Raw genomic sequence first — 20979 nt, forward strand, 5'->3', positions numbered from 1 at the left:
ATGATGGCAGAGAGGTCACACCCGTTCCCATACCGAACACGGAAGTTAAGCTCTCTAGCGCCGATGGTAGTTGGGACCTTGTCCCTGTGAGAGTAGGACGTCGCCAAGCAAGAACCTAAGTTATTTTGACTTAGGTTTTTTTGTGTTTATTTTTATTTACCGAATGCTATAATCCGTAAATTTAATAAAGCTACAGACGAAAAAAGAATGAAGTAGAGACTCTTTAAAATAATAGTAATGATTTTTTGTGTTCCTGATTTTCCTAATGTCGCTAAAGTAATACTTAAAATAGGACACATTATTTCTATCATAAGTATATATTTTAAATAATGAGATGCTATAAATAAATATTTAATAATTACAGAAATTACTGCAATAGAGAAAAATAAATAGGATAATAGCAAAGTTCTTTCTTTAACAGTTATCCTCCTTAGAAATTAAATCGTTATAATAATACAAGAGTGTATATATTTTGATTAAAAACATACTGAAGTGCTATTTAAACGATAAATACATAAAATAGATCTCTAGAAATATATATTCTAATTCCCTTTTCTTCTTGTATATAGTTGCAATTCTTCTTTTGAATATAACTAAAACACGAACGTTATTGACTGCTAATAAAAAAACATTCGATTATTTATTGACATTGTTTATGAAATATTGTTAATATAGCCATAGAAACAATAATATAAGACCTCATATAATCGCGGGGATATGGCCTGCAAGTCTCTACCTAACGACCGTTATTCGTTAGACTATGAGGGAAAGTCACTCGGTATTTTTCTATTCACAAGGGATACGTATGCCTGAGTAGAGCGCTTTCTCTCATAGTAAAAGAGAAACTGTTCTATTTCAGGCTTTTTTTATTTGAATCGGGGGGATTCTAATATGAAATCACTAGTTGGAGTCATAATGGGAAGTACGTCAGACTGGGAAACAATGAAATATGCTTGTGACATTTTAGATGAATTAAATATACCGTATGAGAAAAAAGTTGTATCCGCTCATCGGACTCCGGATTATATGTTTGAATATGCAGAGACGGCTCGTGAACGTGGATTGAAAGTTATTATTGCTGGAGCTGGTGGAGCAGCACATTTACCAGGAATGGTTGCAGCGAAGACAAATCTTCCTGTAATTGGAGTTCCAGTTCAATCAAAAGCATTAAACGGCTTAGATTCATTATTATCCATCGCCCAAATGCCAGGAGGTGTTCCAGTTGCAACTGTTGCAATTGGTAAAGCCGGTTCAACGAATGCTGGATTACTTGCCGCACAAATACTTGGATCATTCCATGATGATATACATGATGGATTAGAATTGAGACGAGAAGCGATTGAAAAAGATGTGCGTGAAGGTAGTGAGCTAGTATGACGAGAATCATTTTACCTGGAAAAACAATCGGTATTATTGGAGGCGGCCAGCTAGGAAGAATGATGGCATTGGCAGCTAAGGAGATGGGATATAAAATTGCTGTTTTAGATCCTACAAAGCATTCGCCATGTGCACAAGTTGCTGATATTGAAATTGTTGCACCATATGATGATTTAAAAGCAATTCAGCATTTAGCAGAGATAAGTGATGTTGTCACATATGAATTTGAGAATATTGATTATAGATGTTTACAATGGCTTGAAAAACATGCGTACTTACCACAAGGTAGTCAGTTGTTAAATACAACGCAAAATCGTTTTACAGAAAAGAATGCGATTGAGAAGGCTGGGTTACCAGTAGCAACGTATAGATTAGTTCAAAATCAAGATCAGCTTACAGAAGCAATTGCTGGGTTATCATTCCCTTCCGTCTTAAAAACGACGACAGGTGGATATGATGGGAAAGGGCAAGTTGTTTTAAGAAGTGAAGCTGATGTTGAGGCGGCAAGAAATCTTGTGGATAAAGCAGAATGTATTTTAGAGAAATGGGTGCCTTTTGAAAAAGAAGTATCAGTTATTGTGATTCGTAGTGTAAGTGGTGAAACAAAAGTGTTTCCAGTAGCAGAAAATATTCATGTAAATAACATTTTACATGAATCTATCGTTCCAGCTCGCATTACAGAAGAGCTTTCTCAAAAAGCAATTGCGTATGCAAAGGTACTTGCGGATGAATTAGAACTTGTGGGAACACTAGCTGTAGAGATGTTTGCTACAGATAATGGTGAGATTTATATTAATGAATTAGCGCCAAGACCTCACAATTCAGGACACTATACACAGGATGCATGTGAAACGAGTCAATTTGGTCAACATATTCGAGCAATCTGTAATTTACCTCTAGGAGAAACAAATTTGTTAAAACCAGTTGTCATGGTAAACATTTTAGGCGAACATATAGAAGGGGTCCTAAGACAAGTGAATAGATTAACCGGGTGCTATTTACACTTGTATGGAAAAGAAGAAGCAAAAGCACAGCGAAAAATGGGGCATGTTAATATTTTAAATGATAATATTGAAGTCGCTCTAGAAAAAGCGAAGAGTTTGCATATTTGGGACCATCAAGAACAACTGTTGGAGGGAAAAAGATGATTAGTCGTTATACACGCCCTGAAATGGGTGCGATTTGGACGGAAGAGAACAAATTTAAAGCGTGGTTAGAAGTTGAGATTTTAGCTTGTGAAGCATGGGCTGAGCTTGGCGATATTCCAAAAGAAGATGTTAAAAAAATTCGTGAACATGCATCATTTGATATTGATCGTATTTATGAAATTGAAAAAGAAACACGTCATGACGTAGTTGCATTCACTCGTGCTGTATCAGAAACGCCAGCATTAGGCGAAGAACGTAAATGGGTTCATTACGGTTTAACATCTACAGATGTAGTAGATACAGCATTATCTTACATCTTAAAACAAGCGAATGAAATTATATTAAAAGACTTAGAGAACTTTGTAAGCATTTTAGCTAACAAAGCGAAAGAGCATAAATACACAATCATGATGGGAAGAACACACGGTGTTCATGCAGAACCAACGACATTTGGTTTAAAACTTGGTCTTTGGTATGAAGAGATGAAACGTAACGTAGAGCGTTTCAAACAAGCTGCTGATACAGTTCGTGTTGGTAAACTATCTGGTGCGGTTGGTACATATGCAAATATCGATCCATTCGTAGAAAAATATGTTTGTGAAAATTTAGGATTAGAAGCAGCACCAATTTCAACACAAACATTGCAACGTGATCGTCACGCACACTACATGTCAACACTTGCACTAATTGCAACATCTATCGAAAAGATGGCAGTTGAGATTCGTGGTTTACAAAAGAGTGAAACACGTGAAGTTGAAGAAGCTTTCGCAAAAGGTCAAAAGGGTTCTTCTGCAATGCCACATAAACGTAATCCAATTGGTTCTGAAAATATGACTGGTTTAGCTCGTGTTATCCGCGGTTATATGATGACAGCTTACGAAAATGTTCCATTATGGCATGAGCGTGACATTTCTCACTCTTCGGCAGAACGCGTAATTTTACCAGATGCTACAATCGCATTAAATTACATGTTAAATCGCTTTGGTAATATTGTTAAAAACTTAACTGTATACCCAGAGAATATGAAACGTAATATGACAAGAACATACGGCTTAATTTATTCTCAGCGCGTAATGCTTACACTAATCGACAAAGGTATGGTACGTGAAGAAGCTTATGATATCGTACAGCCTAAAGCGATGGAAGCTTGGGAAACACAAGTACAATTTAAAGAGCTTGTAGAAGCTGATGAGCGTATTACAAGCAAGTTAACACAAGAAGAAATTAATGAATGCTTCAACTATGAGCATCATATGCAACACGTTGATACAATCTTTGAACGCCTTGGATTAAACGAAGCGTAAAATTTCATATGGCACAGAATAGAGTCATTCTGTGCCATTCTTTATAAAAATATTATTCACATTTTTCAAACTACAGGGGGCTTGCGAAATGCAAAAGCTAGAATTGCTGTATGAAGGTAAGGCAAAAAGAATTTATCGTACAGAATCAGCAGATATGGTTTGGGTAGAGTACAAAGATAGTGCGACTGCTTTCAATGGGGAGAAAAAAGAGACGATTACAGGAAAAGGTCGTTTGAACAATGAAATTACAACTTTATTGTTCAGAAAGTTACAAGAAGTGGGAATTAAAACACATTTTGTTGAGAAGTTATCTGAGACAGAACAACTTGTTAAAAAAGTGAGTATTATTCCTTTAGAAGTTGTCACAAGAAATGTAATTGCAGGAAGTCTTTCAAAACGATTAGGAATGGAAGAGGGAACTGTACTTGCAGAACCAATCGTAGAATTTTACTTCAAAGATGATGATTTAGGAGATCCGCTTGTAACGGAAGATCATATTCGTGTATTAAACGTTGCATCGCCAGAGCAAGTAAGTGTATTACGAGATATGGCTCTACAAATCAATCAAGTGTTGATTGATCATTTCGCAAGCTGTCGTGTAAGATTAGTAGATTTCAAATTAGAGTTTGGTGTAACGGAAGAAGGAGAAATCATTTTAGCGGATGAAATTTCACCAGATACTTGCCGTTTATGGGATGAAACGAGCAATGAAAAGTTTGATAAAGACGTATTCCGTCGTGATCTTGGAAATTTAACAGATGCTTATGAAGAGATTTTAAAACGTTTAGGGGGAATTTCACATGTATAAAGTTAAGGTATATGTAACATTAAGAGAAAGCGTATTAGATCCACAAGGAACAGCAGTAAAAGGAGCACTTCATAGTCTTTCATTCACAGAAGTACAAGACGTTCGAATCGGAAAGTACATGGAACTAACAATTGATAAATCTGTATCTGATTTAGATAGCAAGGTAAAAGAAATGTGTGAAAAACTATTAGCGAACGTTGTAATGGAAGACTTCCGTTATGAAGTTGAGGAGGTTGTCGCACAGTGAAATTTGCCGTAATAGTATTTCCGGGTTCGAACTGTGATGTCGATATGTTCCATGCAATTAAAGATGAGCTTGGCGAAGAAGTAGATTACGTTTGGCACGATACAGAGAATTTAGATGAATATGATGCAATTCTACTACCAGGTGGATTTTCTTATGGTGACTACTTACGCTGCGGTGCTATCTCTCGCTTTGCTAATGCAATGAAAGCAGTGCAAAAAGCTGCTGAGCAAGGAAAGCCGATTTTAGGTGTATGTAATGGATTCCAGATTCTTGTTGAATCAGGATTACTACCAGGAGCGTTAATGAGAAACGAAAACTTAAAATTTATGTGTCGCACTGTTCAGTTACGTGTTGAAAATAATGAAACGATGTTTACATCACAATATGGAAAAGATGAAATAATTAATATTCCAATCGCGCATGGTGAGGGGAATTACTATTGTGATGAAGCGACTCTTAAACAATTAGAAGAGAACAATCAAATCGCATTCCGTTACGTAGAAAACCCTAACGGTAGCGTTTCAGATATTGCTGGTATTGTAAATGAAAAAGGAAATGTACTTGGTATGATGCCACACCCAGAGCGTGCTGTAGATGAATTACTTGGCGGTGCTGAAGGGTTAAAAGTCTTTCAATCTATCTTAAAACAGTGGAGGGAAACATATGTCGTTAATGCTTGAACCAAATCCAACACAAATTAAAGAAGAGCGTATATATGCGGAAATGGGGCTAACAGACGAAGAGTTTGCCATGGTTGAAAAGATTTTAGGTCGTCTGCCAAATTATACAGAAACAGGGTTATTCTCTGTAATGTGGTCTGAACATTGTAGTTATAAAAATTCAAAACCAGTGCTTCGAAAATTCCCAACAACAGGTGAGCGTGTTCTACAAGGGCCTGGGGAAGGTGCTGGAATTGTAGATATCGGTGATAATCAAGCAGTTGTATTTAAAATGGAAAGTCATAACCATCCTTCAGCTATTGAACCATATCAAGGAGCTGCAACAGGTGTTGGTGGTATTATTCGTGACGTATTCTCTATGGGAGCACGTCCGGTAGCTCTATTAAACTCACTTCGTTTCGGTGAATTACAGTCACCACGTGTGAAATATTTATTCGAAGAAGTAGTAGCAGGAATTGCAGGATACGGTAACTGCATCGGTATTCCGACTGTTGGCGGCGAAGTACAATTTGATCCATGTTACGAAGGAAATCCACTTGTAAATGCAATGTGCGTAGGTTTGATTAACCACGAAGACATTAAAAAAGGACAAGCACATGGTGCTGGTAACACAGTAATGTACGTAGGAGCATCAACTGGTCGTGACGGTATTCACGGTGCAACATTCGCGTCGGAAGAACTATCTGAAAGCTCAGAAGCGAAACGTCCAGCGGTTCAAGTAGGGGATCCATTTATGGAAAAACTTCTTATTGAAGCGTGTTTAGAATTAATTCAATCTGATGCACTTGTTGGAATTCAAGATATGGGTGCGGCTGGTTTAACATCATCATCTGCAGAAATGGCAAGTAAAGCAGGAATGGGTATTGAAATGTACTTAGATGATGTACCACAGCGTGAAACAGGAATGACACCATATGAAATGATGCTATCTGAATCACAAGAGCGTATGTTAATTGTCGTGAAAAAAGGTAGAGAACAAGAAATAGTAGATTTATTTGAGAAGTATGGTCTTGCAGCGGTTACGATGGGGAAAGTAACAGAAGATAAAATGCTTCGTTTATTCCATAAAGGTGAAAAGGTAGCTGAAGTTCCAGCAGATGCTTTAGCAGAAGAAGCACCAATTTATCATAAGCCATCAAAAGAAGCAGCATACTTTGCTGAATTCCAAGCAATGAAAATGGAAACGCCAAAAGTAGAAAATTATAAAGAAACGTTATTCGCTTTATTACAGCAACCAACAATTGCAAGTAAAGAGTGGGTATACGATCAATACGATTACCAAGTTCGCACAAGCACAGTTGTTACGCCAGGTTCAGATGCTGCAGTTGTACGTGTACGCGGTACAGAAAAAGGATTAGCAATGACGACAGATTGTAACTCTCGCTACATTTATCTAGACCCAGAGATGGGCGGTAAAATTGCAGTAGTAGAGGCAGCGCGTAATATCGTATGTTCTGGCGGAGAGCCACTTGCAATTACAGATTGCTTAAACTTCGGTAACCCAGAAAAACCAGAAATCTTCTGGCAAATTGAGAAATCAGTAGACGGTATGAGTGAAGCTTGTCGCACATTACAAACACCAGTTATCGGCGGAAACGTATCGATGTATAACGAGCGTAGTGGTGAAGCTGTATATCCAACACCAACTGTTGGGATGGTCGGACTTGTGCATGACTTAAAACATGTAACAACACAAGAGTTTAAGCAAGCTGGTGATTTAGTGTATGTAATTGGTGAGACGAAAGCTGAGTTTGGCGGAAGTGAATTACAGAAAATGATTCACGGCAAAATTTTCGGTCAATCACCAAGTATCGATTTAGATGTAGAATTAAAACGCCAAAAACAAGTATTAGAAGCAATTCAAGCTGGTCTTGTTCAATCTGCACATGATGTTGCTGAAGGTGGTTTAGCAGTTGCGATTTCAGAAAGTGCAATTGGTGCTAAAGGCTTAGGTGCTACTGTGAAATTAGATGGAGAAGCAACAGCTGCATTATTCGCTGAATCACAGTCTCGCTTCGTGATAACTGTAAAACGTGAAAATAAAGAGGCGTTTGAGAAAGTGGTAGAAGCAATCCAAGTTGGAGAAGTAACAAGTACAAATGAAGTAACAATTCATAATGAAGAAAATGAAGTATTACTTACAGCAAATGTAGATGAAATGAGAAAGGCTTGGAAAGGGGCAATCCCATGCTTGCTGAAATAAAGGGGTTAAACGAAGAATGTGGCGTTTTCGGAATTTGGGGGCATGAAAATGCAGCACAAGTTTCATACTACGGATTGCACAGTTTACAGCACCGTGGGCAAGAAGGCGCAGGCATTGTCGTAAATAATGGGGAAAAAATCGTCGGTCACAAGGGGTTAGGTTTAATATCAGAAGTGTTTTCAAGAGGTGAGCTAGAAGGATTAAATGGAAAATCAGCAATCGGACATGTACGATATGCAACAGCTGGTGGAAGTGAAGTTGCTAACGTTCAACCATTGTTGTTCCGTTTTTCCGATCATAGTATGGCGTTAGCTCATAACGGAAATTTAATTAACGCAAAAATGCTTCGTCGTGAATTAGAAGCAGAGGGCAGTATTTTTCAAACTAGTTCAGATACAGAAGTACTTTTACATCTTATTAAACGTAGTACGAAAGATTCTTTAATTGAAAGTGTAAAAGAGGCTTTAAATAAAGTGAAAGGTGCGTTTGCGTATCTTTTACTAACTGGAAATGAAATGATCGTTGCATTAGATCCGAATGGGTTCCGTCCGCTTTCAATTGGAAAGATGGGGGATGCTTACGTTGTAGCATCTGAAACATGTGCTTTTGATGTAGTAGGTGCAACATACATTCGTGATGTAGAACCGGGTGAATTACTTATCATTAATGATGAAGGAATTCACGTAGATCGTTTCACAAACGATGTAGAACATGCAATTTGTAGTATGGAATACATTTACTTTGCACGACCAGATTCTAATATTGCAGGCGTTAACGTTCATGCAGCACGTAAGAATATGGGGAAACGTTTAGCGGCAGAAGCTCCTATTGAAGCAGATGTTGTTACTGGTGTACCAGACTCTAGTATTTCAGCTGCGATTGGCTATGCGGAGGCAACAGGTATTCCATATGAGTTAGGATTAATTAAAAATCGTTACGTTGGACGTACGTTTATTCAACCTTCTCAGGAACTGCGAGAGCAAGGGGTTAAGATGAAGCTTTCCGCAGTAAGAGGTGTAGTTGAAGGGAAACGAGTTGTTATGATTGATGACTCTATCGTAAGAGGAACGACAAGTAAACGAATTGTTCGTATGCTTCGTGAAGCTGGAGCGACAGAAGTTCACGTAAGAATTGCTTCACCACCTCTGAAATATCCATGTTTCTATGGCATTGATATTCAAACGAGAAAAGAATTAATTGCAGCAAATCATACAGTAGAAGAAATCCGTGAAATGATCGGAGCAGATTCTTTAACATTTTTAAGTGAAGATGGATTAGTAGATGCAATTGGACGTCCATATGAAGGGAAATATGGTGGCCTATGCATGGCTTACTTTAATGGGGACTATCCAACAGCTCTTTATGATTATGAGCAAGAGCTTTTAGAAAGTATGAAATAAGAAAAGTGAAACAAGCTTCTACTTCTTTTGATGTAGAAGCTAGCTCCTTTCTTAAAATAGCCCGCCCTGGATGGGGAGAAATTAAAAGACGAGGTGTAAATAACGATGGCGAATGCATATAAGCAAGCAGGAGTAGATATTGAAGCTGGATATGAAGCGGTATCTCGCATGAAAAAACACGTACAAACAACTATGAGAAAAGAAGTACTAGGCGGTTTAGGCGGTTTTGGAGGTATGTTTGATCTATCAAAATTTGCATTAGAAGAACCTGTATTAGTATCTGGAACAGATGGCGTGGGAACGAAATTGATGCTCGCTTTTATGGCAGATAAACATGACACAATTGGTATTGATGCAGTAGCAATGTGTGTAAATGATATTGTTGTCCAAGGAGCAGAGCCGCTTTTCTTCCTTGATTATATTGCTTGTGGTAAAGCTGAACCTAGTAAAATTGAAAACATCGTCAAAGGTATATCAGAGGGCTGTCGCCAAGCTGGTTGTGCATTAATCGGTGGAGAAACAGCTGAAATGCCAGGAATGTATTCTACGGAAGAATATGATTTAGCTGGTTTTACAGTTGGGATTGTTGATAAAAAGAAAATTGTAACAGGTGAAAAGATTGAAGCTGGTCACGTGCTAATTGGCTTAGCATCTAGCGGTATTCATAGCAATGGTTACTCTTTAGTACGAAAAGTGTTACTAGAAGATGGGGAACTATCTTTAGAGCGTATTTATGGCCGCTTAGAACTACCTCTTGGTGAAGAATTATTAAAACCAACGAAAATTTATGTCAAACCTATTTTAGAACTATTGAAGAAACATGAAGTATACGGTATGGCGCATATTACAGGTGGTGGATTTATTGAAAATATTCCACGCATGTTGCCAGAAGGAATCGGTGCCGAGATTGAACTAGGATCTTGGGAAATTCAGCCGATCTTTAGTTTGCTTCAAGAAGTTGGAAAACTGGAAGAAAAAGAAATGTTCAATATTTTTAACATGGGTATTGGTATGGTAGTAGCAGTGAAGGAAGAAGATGCAAAAGATGTTGTTCGTCTTCTTGAAGAGCAAGGAGAAATGGCTCGTATTATTGGACGTACTATACAAGGAGCTGGCGTTACTTTTAATGGGGGCACAGCACTATGAGTAGATTAGCAGTTTTTGCTTCTGGAAGCGGATCTAACTTTCAATCTCTCGTTAATGCGGTAGAAGAAAAAAGATTGGATGCAGAAATTAGTTTATTAGTATGTGATAAACCAGAAGCACGCGCTGTTGGACGGGCAAATTATCATCATATTCCGTGTTTTGCTTTTTCAGCGAAAGCATATGAGTCAAAAGAAGCATTTGAAAAAGAGATATTAAAGAAGCTAGAAGAATATGAAATTGATTATGTTATTTTAGCTGGATATATGCGGTTAATCGGGCCGACGTTACTAGAAGCATACGGCGGGAAGATTATTAATATTCATCCATCATTACTACCGAGCTTTCCGGGTAAAGATGCTGTCGGTCAAGCGTTAGAAGCAGGTGTGAAAGTAACTGGAGTAACAATTCATTATGTAGATGCAGGTATGGATACAGGGCCAATTATTGCGCAAGAAGCAGTGGTTGTTTCTGAAGGGGATACGAGAGAAAGTTTACAAAAGAAAATTCAACAAGTTGAACATAAATTATACGTAAATACAGTGAATCAAATTGTTCAGTCTGTGAAAGAATCAACTGTTAACTAACATACAACCAGGGGTGAAGGATAAATGAAAAAGCGTGCATTAGTAAGTGTTTCAGATAAAACAGGAGTAGTAGAATTTGTTAAAGGGTTACTAGAACAAGGGATTGAAGTTATTTCAACAGGTGGTACGAAAAAGTTATTAGAAGAAAACGGTTTACAAGTAATTGGTATTTCTGAAGTAACTGGTTTCCCTGAAATTATGGATGGCCGTGTGAAAACGTTACATCCAAATATTCATGGTGGTCTATTAGCAGTTCGTGATAATGAAACACATGTAACACAAATGAATGAATTAGGTATGGAGCCAATTGACTTTGTTGTTGTTAACTTATATCCATTTAAAGAAACAATCGCTAAGCCTGATGTAACATTTGCTGATGCAATTGAAAATATTGATATCGGTGGCCCGACAATGATTCGCTCTGCTGCGAAAAATCATAAATTCGTATCTGTAATTGTAGATCCAGTAGATTATGATATTGTGTTAGCAGAACTGAAAGAGAACGGTGAAGTAGCAGAGGAAACAAAACGTAAACTAGCAGCGAAAGTATTCCGTCATACAGCAGCGTATGATGCGTTAATTTCTAACTACTTAACAGAGCAAATGGGTGAAGAAAGTCCAGAAACATTAACTGTGACATTTGAGAAAAAGCAAGACTTACGTTATGGCGAGAACCCACATCAAAAGGCAACTTTCTATAAAGCGCCATTCGCAGCAACTTCTTCTGTTGCATACGCAGAACAATTACACGGTAAAGAATTATCGTATAACAATATTAATGATGCAGACGCAGCACTTAGCATCGTAAAAGAATTTACAGAACCAGCAGTAGTAGCAGTAAAACATATGAATCCATGTGGTGTTGGAGTAGGAACTGATATTCACGAAGCATATACTCGCGCTTATGAAGCAGATCCAGTATCAATTTTCGGCGGTATTATTGCAGCAAATCGTGAAATTGATAAAGCTACAGCAGAAAAGTTACATGAAATTTTCTTAGAAATTGTTATCGCACCTTCGTTTTCGCAAGAAGCTTTAGAAGTGTTACAAAGTAAGAAGAACTTACGTTTATTAACTATAAATATTGAAAAAGCGACAAGTGCAAGCAAAAAACTAACTTCTGTACAAGGTGGACTTCTCGTTCAAGAAGAAGATACGTTATCATTAGATGAAAGTACAATTTTAATTCCAACGAAACGTGAACCTTCAGAGCAAGAATGGAAAGATTTAAAACTAGCTTGGAAAGTTGTAAAACATGTGAAATCAAACGCAATTGTTTTAGCGAAAGATGACATGACAATTGGCGTCGGTGCGGGACAGATGAACCGTGTAGGTTCTGCAAAAATCGCAATTACACAAGCTGGTGAAAAAGCACAAGGTAGCGCACTTGCATCTGATGCTTTCTTCCCAATGCCAGATACATTAGAAGAAGCAGCAAAAGCAGGAATTACAGCAATCATTCAACCAGGCGGATCAATCCGTGATGAAGATTCTATTAAAGTGGCAGATACTTATGGGATTGCTATGGTGTTCACTGGCGTACGTCATTTCAAACACTAATAGAGGATGTTTAAAAAGTCTGGTCAAGATAACCTTCGCATGTCGTCGTTGCATCGCCAGTGCGGTACTCATGTAGGAAAGCTACACTCCGTGTCCTCCTGGCAAATGCGCCTAGACCTGCTCGGTTCTCTTAATCCTCCTTTTTAAACCTTTATTGATATGGATGTTTAAAAAGTCCGGTCGAGATAACCTTTTATTGATATGAAAAAGCAAACTAGGAGCATAGCTTCTAGTTTGTACTTATTTAATTATTGGGGGATGAAATATGAATGTTTTAGTAATTGGCCGCGGTGGGCGTGAGCATGCTTTAGCTTGGAAGTTTGCACAATCTGAAAAAGTAGAAAAGGTATATGTAGCACCAGGTAATGAAGGTATGAGAGATGTTGCAACACCAGTTGATATTGATGAAAATGATTTTGATGCATTAGTTTTATTTGCAAAAGAGAATAATGTTGAGTTAACTTTCGTTGGACCAGAAATTCCGCTTATGAATGGAATTGTTGATTGTTTTAAAGAAGAGGGACTTCGCGTATTTGGTCCGAATAAAGCGGCTGCTGTTATTGAAGGTAGTAAAGCTTTTACAAAAGAGCTTATGAAAAAGTATGATATTCCAACTGCGGCGTACGAAACTTTTACAGATTATGAAGAAGCAGTACAGTACATTCAAAAAGTTGGTGCACCAATCGTTATTAAAGCTGACGGCCTAGCTGCGGGTAAAGGGGTAACGGTAGCAATGACGCTTGAAGAGGCATTACAAGCTGTGAAAGAAATGCTACAAGATGTGAAATTCGGCGCGGCAAGTAAGAAGGTCGTTATTGAAGAGTTTTTAGATGGACAAGAATTTTCATTAATGGCATTCGTGAATGGAACAACTGTACATCCAATGGTAATCGCCCAAGATCATAAAAGAGCTTTTGATGGTGATAAAGGTCCAAATACGGGCGGAATGGGTGCATATTCTCCAGTACCACAAATTCCAGAATCAGCAGTTCAAGAAGCGATTCAAACCGTATTACATCCAACTGCTAAGGCGATGATTGCAGAAAACCGTTCGTTTACAGGTATTTTATACGCAGGTCTTATTTTAACAAATGATGGTCCGAAGGTAATTGAATTTAATGCACGCTTCGGTGATCCTGAAACAGAAGTTGTATTACCTCGCTTAGAAAATGATTTAGTTGACGTATGTAACGCTGTATTAGATGAAAGTGAACTAACGTTACAATGGTCAGAAGAAGCTGTAATCGGTGTTGTACTTGCTTCTAAAGGATATCCAGAAGCATATAAAAAAGGTGATATTATTAGTGGACTAGATGCACTGCAAGATGTGATTGTTTTCCATGCAGGTACAGCAATGAAACATGGGGACTTTGTAACGAACGGTGGCCGTGTATTATTTGTTGCTTGTAAGGCAAATAGTTTACAAGAAGCAAAAGATAAAGTATATAAAGAAATCGGTAAAATTGAGAGTGATGGTCTATTTTATCGAAGTGATATAGGATATCGTGCAATTGGGCATGAGATGACGAAAAGTTAATATGTAAAAATCCCGCTGAGGAATCAGCGGGATTTTTTATGCATCTTTATCTTTTTTTAATTTCCCTTTTTGCTTTGCCATTTCTCGAAGTAAATACTCGATGTGTGCATTGACGCTACGAAATTCATCATTTGCCCATTTTTCGATGACTGCGTGTAATTCAGGATCAATACGTAATGGAAAGCTTTTCTTTTTAGCCATAATTACTTATAGCCCTTAGTATAGGCTTCCTGTATTAATAACTGGTTGCGCACCTTTATCTGAAACGATGGCAACTAATAAGTTGTTTACCATATTTGCTTTACGCTCGTCATCGAGTTCTAGTACGCCTTCTTCATCTAACATATGGATGGAATCTTTCGCCATCTTCACAGCACCTTCAACAATTTCTTTTCTAGCAGCTAATACTGCTTTTGCTTGCTGGCGTTGTAGCATTGCATGGGCAATTTCTGTTGCGTAAGCTAAGTGCGTTAAACGAGTTTCTAATACTTCTACACCAGCAATTTCAAGACGCGCCTCTAATTCACGTTTTAATTCTTCAGAGATTTCTTCAGTATTTCCGCGTAACGTAACGCAGGTTTCATCTTGGAAATTGTCATAAGGATATTTTGTTGCAACATGGCGGATTGCCGTTTCGCTTTGAATTTCTACAAATCGATCATAATGTTCAACACCAAACATTGCTTTTGCAGAATCAACAACTTTATATACGATAACAGCTGCAATTTCAATTGGATTTCCATCAACGTCATTTACTTTTAATTTTTTACTGTTAAAGTTTTCAACACGTAAAGATACAGTTTGACGGAATGCGAACGGAATCGTTAAAAATAAACCGTTTTGACGAATTGTTCCTAAATAATTACCGAAGAACGTAATAACCTTCGCTTGATTCGGTTGAACAATACCGATACCTGTAGCGAGAACTGCGGCTAATATAATAGTTAGTGCCGCTCCTATGAAAATTTCTTGTGCAAGGAAAAATACACCGATAGCAGCTAAAATCAAAATTCCAATAATACCGAGAAAACCATTTACATAAAATACTTGTTTTTCTTTCATATGATCGCCTCCTGATATAAAAATGATATCACTTTTATATCATTTTAAGCAAGAGGTATGCACCTAATTTTCTGAATTTTATTGATTGATATCTTTTATATACATTTTAAGGTCGAAAAAGAGAATGTACGTTCTGTTTTATGGTAAAATAAAGAAGACTTAACCGCCCACTGCAGCAGCTAAGTCCCTTTGAGAGCATCTTGCATCGTGACAAATGATTCAAAGCGGTTTTGCCAGGATTATATTTTCAATCGCTGACTCAATCTCTTTGTCAGAAGCGTCATAACTTCCTTTTGACTTTGGCTTGTCATGAGTGGAAGTTTGATTCACTTCTTCTTTAGCATGTCCTTTTTCAGCAAAATTCATGCTAGGCATTTTAAATGCCCCCATATTCATGTATTTTCCGAATTTCCACATTTCAACAACAGGGCAGAAACGAACAATTCCTTCTGCAACTTTCATTGCACCAATCCATAGAAAAATGTTAGACCAAGTGCACCACGGCTTGCGTACAAGTTTAGTTGCACTACATCCGAAGAGGACAAGCCCAAGTGTAATTCGAATTAGAGCGTTTATTGTCCCGATATTTTGCTTCATTAGAAAAACACTCCTTTTTATGAAAGTTGAAATAGATAATACTATTTCTTTTATTAGTATCCCGTTTGATTTTTGGGATATGTAATCCAACATTTGACGTGGAAAAAGATGTTGGAATGTGCGTGTGTGTAAGTAACTTTTTTTGTTATAATGAAAGAATGCATAAAAGGAACTTCAAAATTAAATCCTCTAGTTTAAAAAATATGGAAGAGGTAATTCCAAACTTAATTCTCCGTTTTAAACAAATATTTAAGATGAAGTTAAAACAATAATGATGAAAATAAACTGTTATTTTGAACAGAAATATATATAACTAGAGAAAAGGAAGGGTGTTTTCATGTACGATATTTCCGGATGGAAACATGTATTTAAGCTTGATCCAAATAAGGAGTTAAGCGATGAACATTTAGAAATGATTTGTGAGTCTGGAACTGATGCGGTTATTGTAGGTGGAAGTGATGGAGTTACAATTGATAACGTATTACACATGCTAGTTAGCATTCGTAGATATGCAGTTCCTTGTGTATTAGAGGTTTCTGATGTAGAAGCAATTACACCAGGATTTGATTTTTATTACATCCCAAGTGTTTTAAATAGCCGAAAAGTAGAATGGGTAACAGGTGTTCATCATGAGGCATTGAAAGAATTTGGGGATATTATGGACTGGGACGAAATTTTTATGGAAGGGTATTGTGTTTTAAATCCAGAAGCGAAAGTAGCCCAGCTTACAGAAGCGAAATGTGATTTAACAGAAGATGACGTTATTGCATATGCTCGTTTAGCAGACAAGTTATTACATTTACCGATATTTTATTTAGAATATAGCGGTACGTATGGAGATGTTGAACTTGTTAAAAATGTAAAAGCAGAATTGAAACAAGCTAAGTTATACTATGGCGGTGGTATTTCTAATGCAGAACAGGCGAAAGAAATGGCACAATATGCTGATACAGTAGTTGTTGGAAATATTATTTATGATGATATAAAATCGGCGTTAAAAACAGTTAAAGCAGTAAAAGGAGAGTAGGTGCAGGCGTATATGAGTATGACAGATAGATTATTAAACGGTTTAAATCCACAGCAACAAAAAGCAGTCCAAACAACGAATGGACCACTTCTATTAATGGCAGGTGCAGGTAGTGGTAAGACACGTGTGTTAACACATCGTATTGCGTATTTACTTGGTGAAAAAGGTGTAGCACCATGGAATGTACTAGCTATTACCTTCACAAATAAAGCAGCTCGTGAAATGCGTGAGCGTATTGATACACTTGTGGGACCAGAAGCAGAAGATATTTGGATTTCGACGTTCCACTCTATGTGTGTACGTATTTTACGACGGGATATCGATCGTATTGGTATTAATCGTAACTTTACAATCTTAGATTCAGGCGATCAGCTAACTGTAGTCAAAAAAATTATGAAAGAGCGCAATATTGATCCGAAGAAATTTGAGCCGCGCTCTATTTTAGCGGGTATTAGTAATGCGAAAAATGAACTGTTATCTGCGGATAAATATGCAAAAAAAATTACAATGGCTGATCCATATGAAAAATTAACGAGCGATGTATACACAGAGTATCAAAAACGTCTTTTGAAAAATAATTCATTAGACTTTGATGATTTAATTATGACCACGATTCAGTTATTTGAACGTGTTCCAGAAGTATTAGAGTTTTATCAGCGTAAGTTCCAATATATTCACGTTGATGAGTATCAAGATACGAACAAAGCGCAATATCTTCTTGTTAAACATTTGGCAGCGCGTTTTAAAAATCTTTGCGTTGTAGGTGACTCTGACCAGTCTATTTATCGCTGGCGTGGTGCAGATATTTCTAACATTTTGTCGTTCGAAAAAGACTATGAGAATGCACAAGTAATTTTGTTAGAACAAAACTATCGTTCGTCACAAAATATTTTAAATGCAGCGAATGCTGTTATTGAAAAAAATACGAATCGTAAGCCGAAGAAATTATGGACAGACAATCAAGTTGGAAGTAAAATCTCGTATTATCGTGCTGCAACTGAAAAGGACGAAGCGTATTTTGTTGCGAAAAAAATTCGTGACGATATTCAAATGGGGAAACGAAAATATACTGATTTTGCAGTGTTATATCGTACGAATGCTCAGTCTCGTATGGTCGAGGAGATTTTCCTTAAATCTAACATTCCGTACAAAATTGTCGGGGGTACGAAGTTCTACGACCGTAAAGAGATTAAAGATATTTTGGCGTACTTACGTTTAATCGGTAATCCAGATGATGAAATTAGTTTTGCACGTATTATTAACATGCCAAAGCGTGGTATTGGTGCGACTTCTATCGATAAAATTATTAATTACGGTGTGCAAAACGGAATTTCATTAACTGCTGTATTTGATGAAATTGAGCATGTTGGAGTAAGTGCAAAAATTACAAAGGCAGTAAAAGAATTTGCGAATTTATTAAATAACTGGGTAAATATGCAAGAGTATTTATCTGTTACAGAATTAGTAGAAGAAGTTATTGAAAAAACAGGCTATCGCGATATGTTGAAAAATGAACGTTCTTTAGAAGCGGAAGGTCGTTTAGAAAACTTAGACGAGTTCTTATCTGTTACGCAAACATTTGAATCTCAAAGCGAAGATAAGAGCCTTGTTGCATTCTTAACAGATTTAGCACTTGTTGCTGATATTGATCGTGTAGATGAAGACCCAACTGCTGGTGAAGAAGTTATTTTAATGACGATGCACTCAGCGAAAGGATTAGAGTTCCCGGTTGTGTTTATTGTTGGCTTAGAGGAAGGGATATTCCCTCATACTCGTTCTCTTATGGAAGAGGATGAAATGCAAGAAGAACGTCGTCTTGCTTATGTAGGTATTACCCGTGCAGAAGAAGAGCTATATTTATCTAACGCGCAAATGCGTACTTTATTTGGTAGAACAAGTATGAACGCTGCGTCTCGATTCATTACAGAAATCCCGACAGAACTAGTGGAATCATTAAATGAAACAGCGCCAAAGCGTGAAACATCGTTTGGTGCAAAAGGCAGAACGGCAAGTAGCGGCAAAACGACAATCACAACGACAACACGCTCTCGTTCAGCTTTCGCGCGCCCTGCAGCTAAGACGACAGGCGGCGAACAAATTGGCTGGGCAGTAGGAGATAAAGCTTCCCACCAAAAATGGGGAGTCGGTACAGTTGTAAGTGTAAAAGGTGAAGGTGATGCAAAAGAATTAGATATTGCATTCCCAAGCCCAATTGGTGTTAAACGTTTGTTAGCAAAATTTGCACCTGTGACGAAACAATAGAAAGGAATGAGGATATGTCAAAAGAGATAGCAAAAAAACGTATAGAAGAACTGCGTGATTTATTAAATACATTTAACTATCAATATCACGTATTAGACAATCCTTCTGTTTCTGATGCGGAATATGACCGTAATATGCAGGAGCTTATAAAATTAGAAGCAGAGAACCCAGAGTTTATGAGTGAAGATTCTCCCTCCGTTCGCGTTGGGGGGACTGTTCTTGATATATTTGAAAAAGTAACACATAAGTCACCAATGTTAAGTTTAGGAAATGCATTTAACGAAGGAGATTTACGTGATTTCGACAGAAGAGTACGTCAAGGAATTGATAGTGCGAATGTAAGATATATATGTGAATTAAAAATTGACGGGCTTGCCGTTTCGCTTCATTATGAAAAAGGACGCTTCATTCAAGGGGCGACACGTGGTGATGGTGTAACGGGTGAAGATATTACTCAAAATTTAAAAACGATTAAAGCTATCCCACTTCGTTTAAATGAAGAAGTAACGTTAGAAGCACGAGGCGAAGCTTATATGCCGAAGCGTTCATTCGTTAAACTAAATGAAGAAAAAGAGCAAAATGGAGAAGATGTATTTGCGAATCCGCGTAATGCAGCAGCAGGTTCAATACGTCAACTTGATCCGAAAATTGCAGCGAAGCGTAACTTATCTATGTTTGTGTATGGTCTTGCGAATGTAGAAGAAAAAACAATTCCATCACATAGTGAATCGCTTGATTTCTTAGGTGAACTTGGATTTAAGACAAATCCAAATCGCCGTACATGTGAAACAATTGAAGAAGTTATAGCTTATGTAGAAGAATGGCAAGAAAAACGTCCGCATCTTGATTATGAGATTGATGGAATCGTTATAAAAGTAGATGATGTTGCCCTTCAAGAAAGTCTAGGAACTACAGCGAAGAGTCCAAGATGGGCGATTGCTTATAAATTCCCGGCTGAAGAAGTTGTAACGAGATTAACAGGCATTGAATTAAGTGTTGGCCGAACAGGAGTTGTAACACCGACTGCAGAACTAGAGCCAGTGAGAGTTGCTGGTACGATTGTTCGTCGTGCTTCTTTACATAACGAGGATTTAATTCGTGAAAAAGACATTCGAATTGGTGACTACGTTGTTGTGAAGAAGGCTGGAGATATTATTCCTGAAGTTGTGAACGTTATTTTTGATAAGCGTACTGGTGAGGAAGAAGAATACCGCATGCCAACTCATTGTCCAGCATGTGAGAGTGAACTTGTTCGTTTAGAAGAAGAAGTAGCACTTCGTTGTATAAATCCAACTTGTCCTGCTCAAATTCGAGAAGGGTTAATCCATTTCGTTTCAAGAAATGCAATGAATATTGATGGACTTGGAGAACGTGTCATTACACAACTCTTTGATGCTGATTACATTCGTACATTTGCTGATTTATATGCATTGACGAAAGAGCAATTATTACAGTTAGAACGTTTTGGTGAAAAATCAGCAACAAACTTAATACAAGCAATTGAAAATTCTAAAGAAAACTCGTTAGAGCGATTATTATTTGGCCTTGGAATTCGCCACGTTGGAGCGAAAGCAGCACGTACATTTGCAGAGCACTTTGAAACGATGGATGAGCTTGTAAAAGCAACGGAAGAAGAACTAAAAGCAATTAATGAAATTGGCGAAAAAATGGCTCAATCTGTTGTGACATATTTTGATAATGAAGATGTATTAGAGTTATTACAGCAGTTTAAAGAGTATGGCGTGAATATGACATACAAAGGTATAAAAATTGCAGATTTACAAAATGTTGAATCTTACTTCGCAGGAAAAACGGTTGTTTTAACAGGTAAGCTAGAAGTTATGGGGCGAAGTGAAGCGAAGAAGAAGATTGAGGCATTAGGTGGAAAAGTAACGGGAAGTGTTAGTAAGAGTACGGATTTAGTTGTTGCAGGTGAAGCGGCTGGTTCGAAATTAGCACAAGCGGAGAAACATAATGTTGAGGTTTGGAATGAAGAGAGGTTCTTACAAGAGCTAAATAAGTAAGAGGTGCAAACTT

General features: G+C 37.5%; 19 protein-coding genes, 1 rRNA gene and 1 riboswitch. Of the genes, 16 read left to right on the forward strand and 4 right to left on the reverse strand.

The window, feature by feature from the left end; all coding sequences use genetic code 11:
• Window positions 1–109: ribosomal RNA gene (gene rrf, locus MR107_RS20545) — 5S ribosomal RNA — on the forward strand; the annotation flags it as partial.
• 43 nt (window positions 110–152) lie between these two features.
• On the opposite strand, the gene MR107_RS20550 is transcribed toward rrf, so the two are convergent.
• On the reverse strand, window positions 153–404 hold the full coding sequence (locus tag MR107_RS20550) for a hypothetical protein (protein ID WP_000927500.1): 252 nt from the start codon (window positions 402–404) through the stop codon (window positions 153–155).
• A 275-nt stretch (window positions 405–679) separates the two neighbouring features.
• Window positions 680–781: riboswitch (purine riboswitch) on the forward strand.
• Between the two features lie 110 nt (window positions 782–891).
• Here MR107_RS20550 and purE point away from each other — a divergent pair.
• The 12 genes from purE to purD all read left to right on the forward strand — a co-directional run bounded on the left by purE (window position 892) and on the right by purD (window position 13994).
• Window positions 892–1377: a 5-(carboxyamino)imidazole ribonucleotide mutase gene (purE, locus tag MR107_RS20555; protein ID WP_048538232.1), complete on the forward strand. Its 486-nt coding sequence runs from the start codon at window positions 892–894 to the stop codon at window positions 1375–1377.
• Window positions 1374–2525, forward strand: a complete 1152-nt coding sequence (gene purK, locus MR107_RS20560; protein WP_000196774.1) for a 5-(carboxyamino)imidazole ribonucleotide synthase — start codon at window positions 1374–1376, stop codon at window positions 2523–2525. The genes purE and purK overlap by 4 nt, the downstream gene beginning before the upstream one ends.
• Complete coding sequence (purB, locus tag MR107_RS20565; RefSeq protein WP_000625682.1) at window positions 2522–3829, forward strand: adenylosuccinate lyase; 1308 nt, start codon at window positions 2522–2524, stop codon at window positions 3827–3829. The genes purK and purB overlap by 4 nt, the downstream gene beginning before the upstream one ends.
• Window positions 3830–3917: 88 nt before the next feature.
• On the forward strand, window positions 3918–4637 hold the full coding sequence (gene purC / locus MR107_RS20570) for a phosphoribosylaminoimidazolesuccinocarboxamide synthase (RefSeq protein WP_001170544.1): 720 nt from the start codon (window positions 3918–3920) through the stop codon (window positions 4635–4637).
• Entirely contained in the window at window positions 4630–4884 is a 255-nt protein-coding gene (purS, locus tag MR107_RS20575) for a phosphoribosylformylglycinamidine synthase subunit PurS (protein ID WP_000278823.1), read from the forward strand. Before purC ends, purS begins: the two co-directional genes overlap by 8 nt.
• Window positions 4881–5564: a phosphoribosylformylglycinamidine synthase subunit PurQ gene (gene purQ, locus MR107_RS20580; protein ID WP_000666786.1), complete on the forward strand. Its 684-nt coding sequence runs from the start codon at window positions 4881–4883 to the stop codon at window positions 5562–5564. Before purS ends, purQ begins: the two co-directional genes overlap by 4 nt.
• Window positions 5548–7767, forward strand: a complete 2220-nt coding sequence (gene purL / locus MR107_RS20585; protein ID WP_226368464.1) for a phosphoribosylformylglycinamidine synthase II — start codon at window positions 5548–5550, stop codon at window positions 7765–7767. The genes purQ and purL overlap by 17 nt, the downstream gene beginning before the upstream one ends.
• The gene (gene purF / locus MR107_RS20590) at window positions 7752–9167 is read left to right on the forward strand and encodes an amidophosphoribosyltransferase (protein WP_000879025.1); all 1416 of its coding nucleotides are present in this window, start codon (window positions 7752–7754) and stop codon (window positions 9165–9167) included. The genes purL and purF overlap by 16 nt, the downstream gene beginning before the upstream one ends.
• Before the next feature lie 105 nt (window positions 9168–9272).
• Entirely contained in the window at window positions 9273–10313 is a 1041-nt protein-coding gene (gene purM / locus MR107_RS20595) for a phosphoribosylformylglycinamidine cyclo-ligase (protein WP_001262439.1), read from the forward strand.
• On the forward strand, window positions 10310–10897 hold the full coding sequence (purN, locus tag MR107_RS20600; protein ID WP_000088589.1) for a phosphoribosylglycinamide formyltransferase: 588 nt from the start codon (window positions 10310–10312) through the stop codon (window positions 10895–10897). The genes purM and purN overlap by 4 nt, the downstream gene beginning before the upstream one ends.
• A 24-nt stretch (window positions 10898–10921) precedes the next feature.
• The gene (gene purH, locus MR107_RS20605; protein ID WP_242292647.1) at window positions 10922–12457 is read left to right on the forward strand and encodes a bifunctional phosphoribosylaminoimidazolecarboxamide formyltransferase/IMP cyclohydrolase; all 1536 of its coding nucleotides are present in this window, start codon (window positions 10922–10924) and stop codon (window positions 12455–12457) included.
• 265 nt (window positions 12458–12722) lie between these two features.
• Complete coding sequence (gene purD, locus MR107_RS20610; protein ID WP_048657235.1) at window positions 12723–13994, forward strand: phosphoribosylamine--glycine ligase; 1272 nt, start codon at window positions 12723–12725, stop codon at window positions 13992–13994.
• A gap of 36 nt (window positions 13995–14030) precedes the next feature.
• Here purD and MR107_RS20615 read toward each other — a convergent pair whose 3' ends face one another.
• From MR107_RS20615 to MR107_RS20625, 3 genes are all read right to left on the reverse strand, one after another.
• Entirely contained in the window at window positions 14031–14195 is a 165-nt protein-coding gene (locus MR107_RS20615) for a type II toxin-antitoxin system antitoxin (RefSeq protein ID WP_001085171.1), read from the reverse strand.
• Between the two features lie 15 nt (window positions 14196–14210).
• Entirely contained in the window at window positions 14211–15056 is an 846-nt protein-coding gene (locus tag MR107_RS20620; protein ID WP_000660669.1) for an SPFH domain-containing protein, read from the reverse strand.
• Between the two features lie 219 nt (window positions 15057–15275).
• Window positions 15276–15653 (reverse strand): YgaP family membrane protein, encoded by a 378-nt coding sequence (locus tag MR107_RS20625; RefSeq protein WP_000812346.1) that lies wholly within the window; start codon window positions 15651–15653, stop codon window positions 15276–15278.
• A 337-nt stretch (window positions 15654–15990) separates the two neighbouring features.
• On the opposite strand from MR107_RS20625, the gene pcrB reads away from it, so the two are divergent.
• Genes pcrB through ligA form a run of 3 tightly spaced genes read left to right on the forward strand, consistent with a single transcriptional unit; the run spans window position 15991 to window position 20966 of the window.
• Window positions 15991–16680, forward strand: a complete 690-nt coding sequence (gene pcrB, locus MR107_RS20630) for a heptaprenylglyceryl phosphate synthase (protein ID WP_000272099.1) — start codon at window positions 15991–15993, stop codon at window positions 16678–16680.
• Window positions 16681–16692: 12 nt separating this feature from the next.
• Window positions 16693–18942 (forward strand): DNA helicase PcrA, encoded by a 2250-nt coding sequence (pcrA, locus tag MR107_RS20635; protein WP_002164784.1) that lies wholly within the window; start codon window positions 16693–16695, stop codon window positions 18940–18942.
• A 14-nt stretch (window positions 18943–18956) separates the two neighbouring features.
• The gene (ligA, locus tag MR107_RS20640) at window positions 18957–20966 is read left to right on the forward strand and encodes an NAD-dependent DNA ligase LigA (RefSeq protein WP_000031455.1); all 2010 of its coding nucleotides are present in this window, start codon (window positions 18957–18959) and stop codon (window positions 20964–20966) included.
• Window positions 20967–20979 lie beyond the last annotated feature (13 nt).

This window comes from Bacillus cereus group sp. BfR-BA-01441 (genome assembly GCF_022663075.1).
Classification (GTDB): Bacteria; Bacillota; Bacilli; order Bacillales; family Bacillaceae_G; genus Bacillus_A; species Bacillus_A cereus.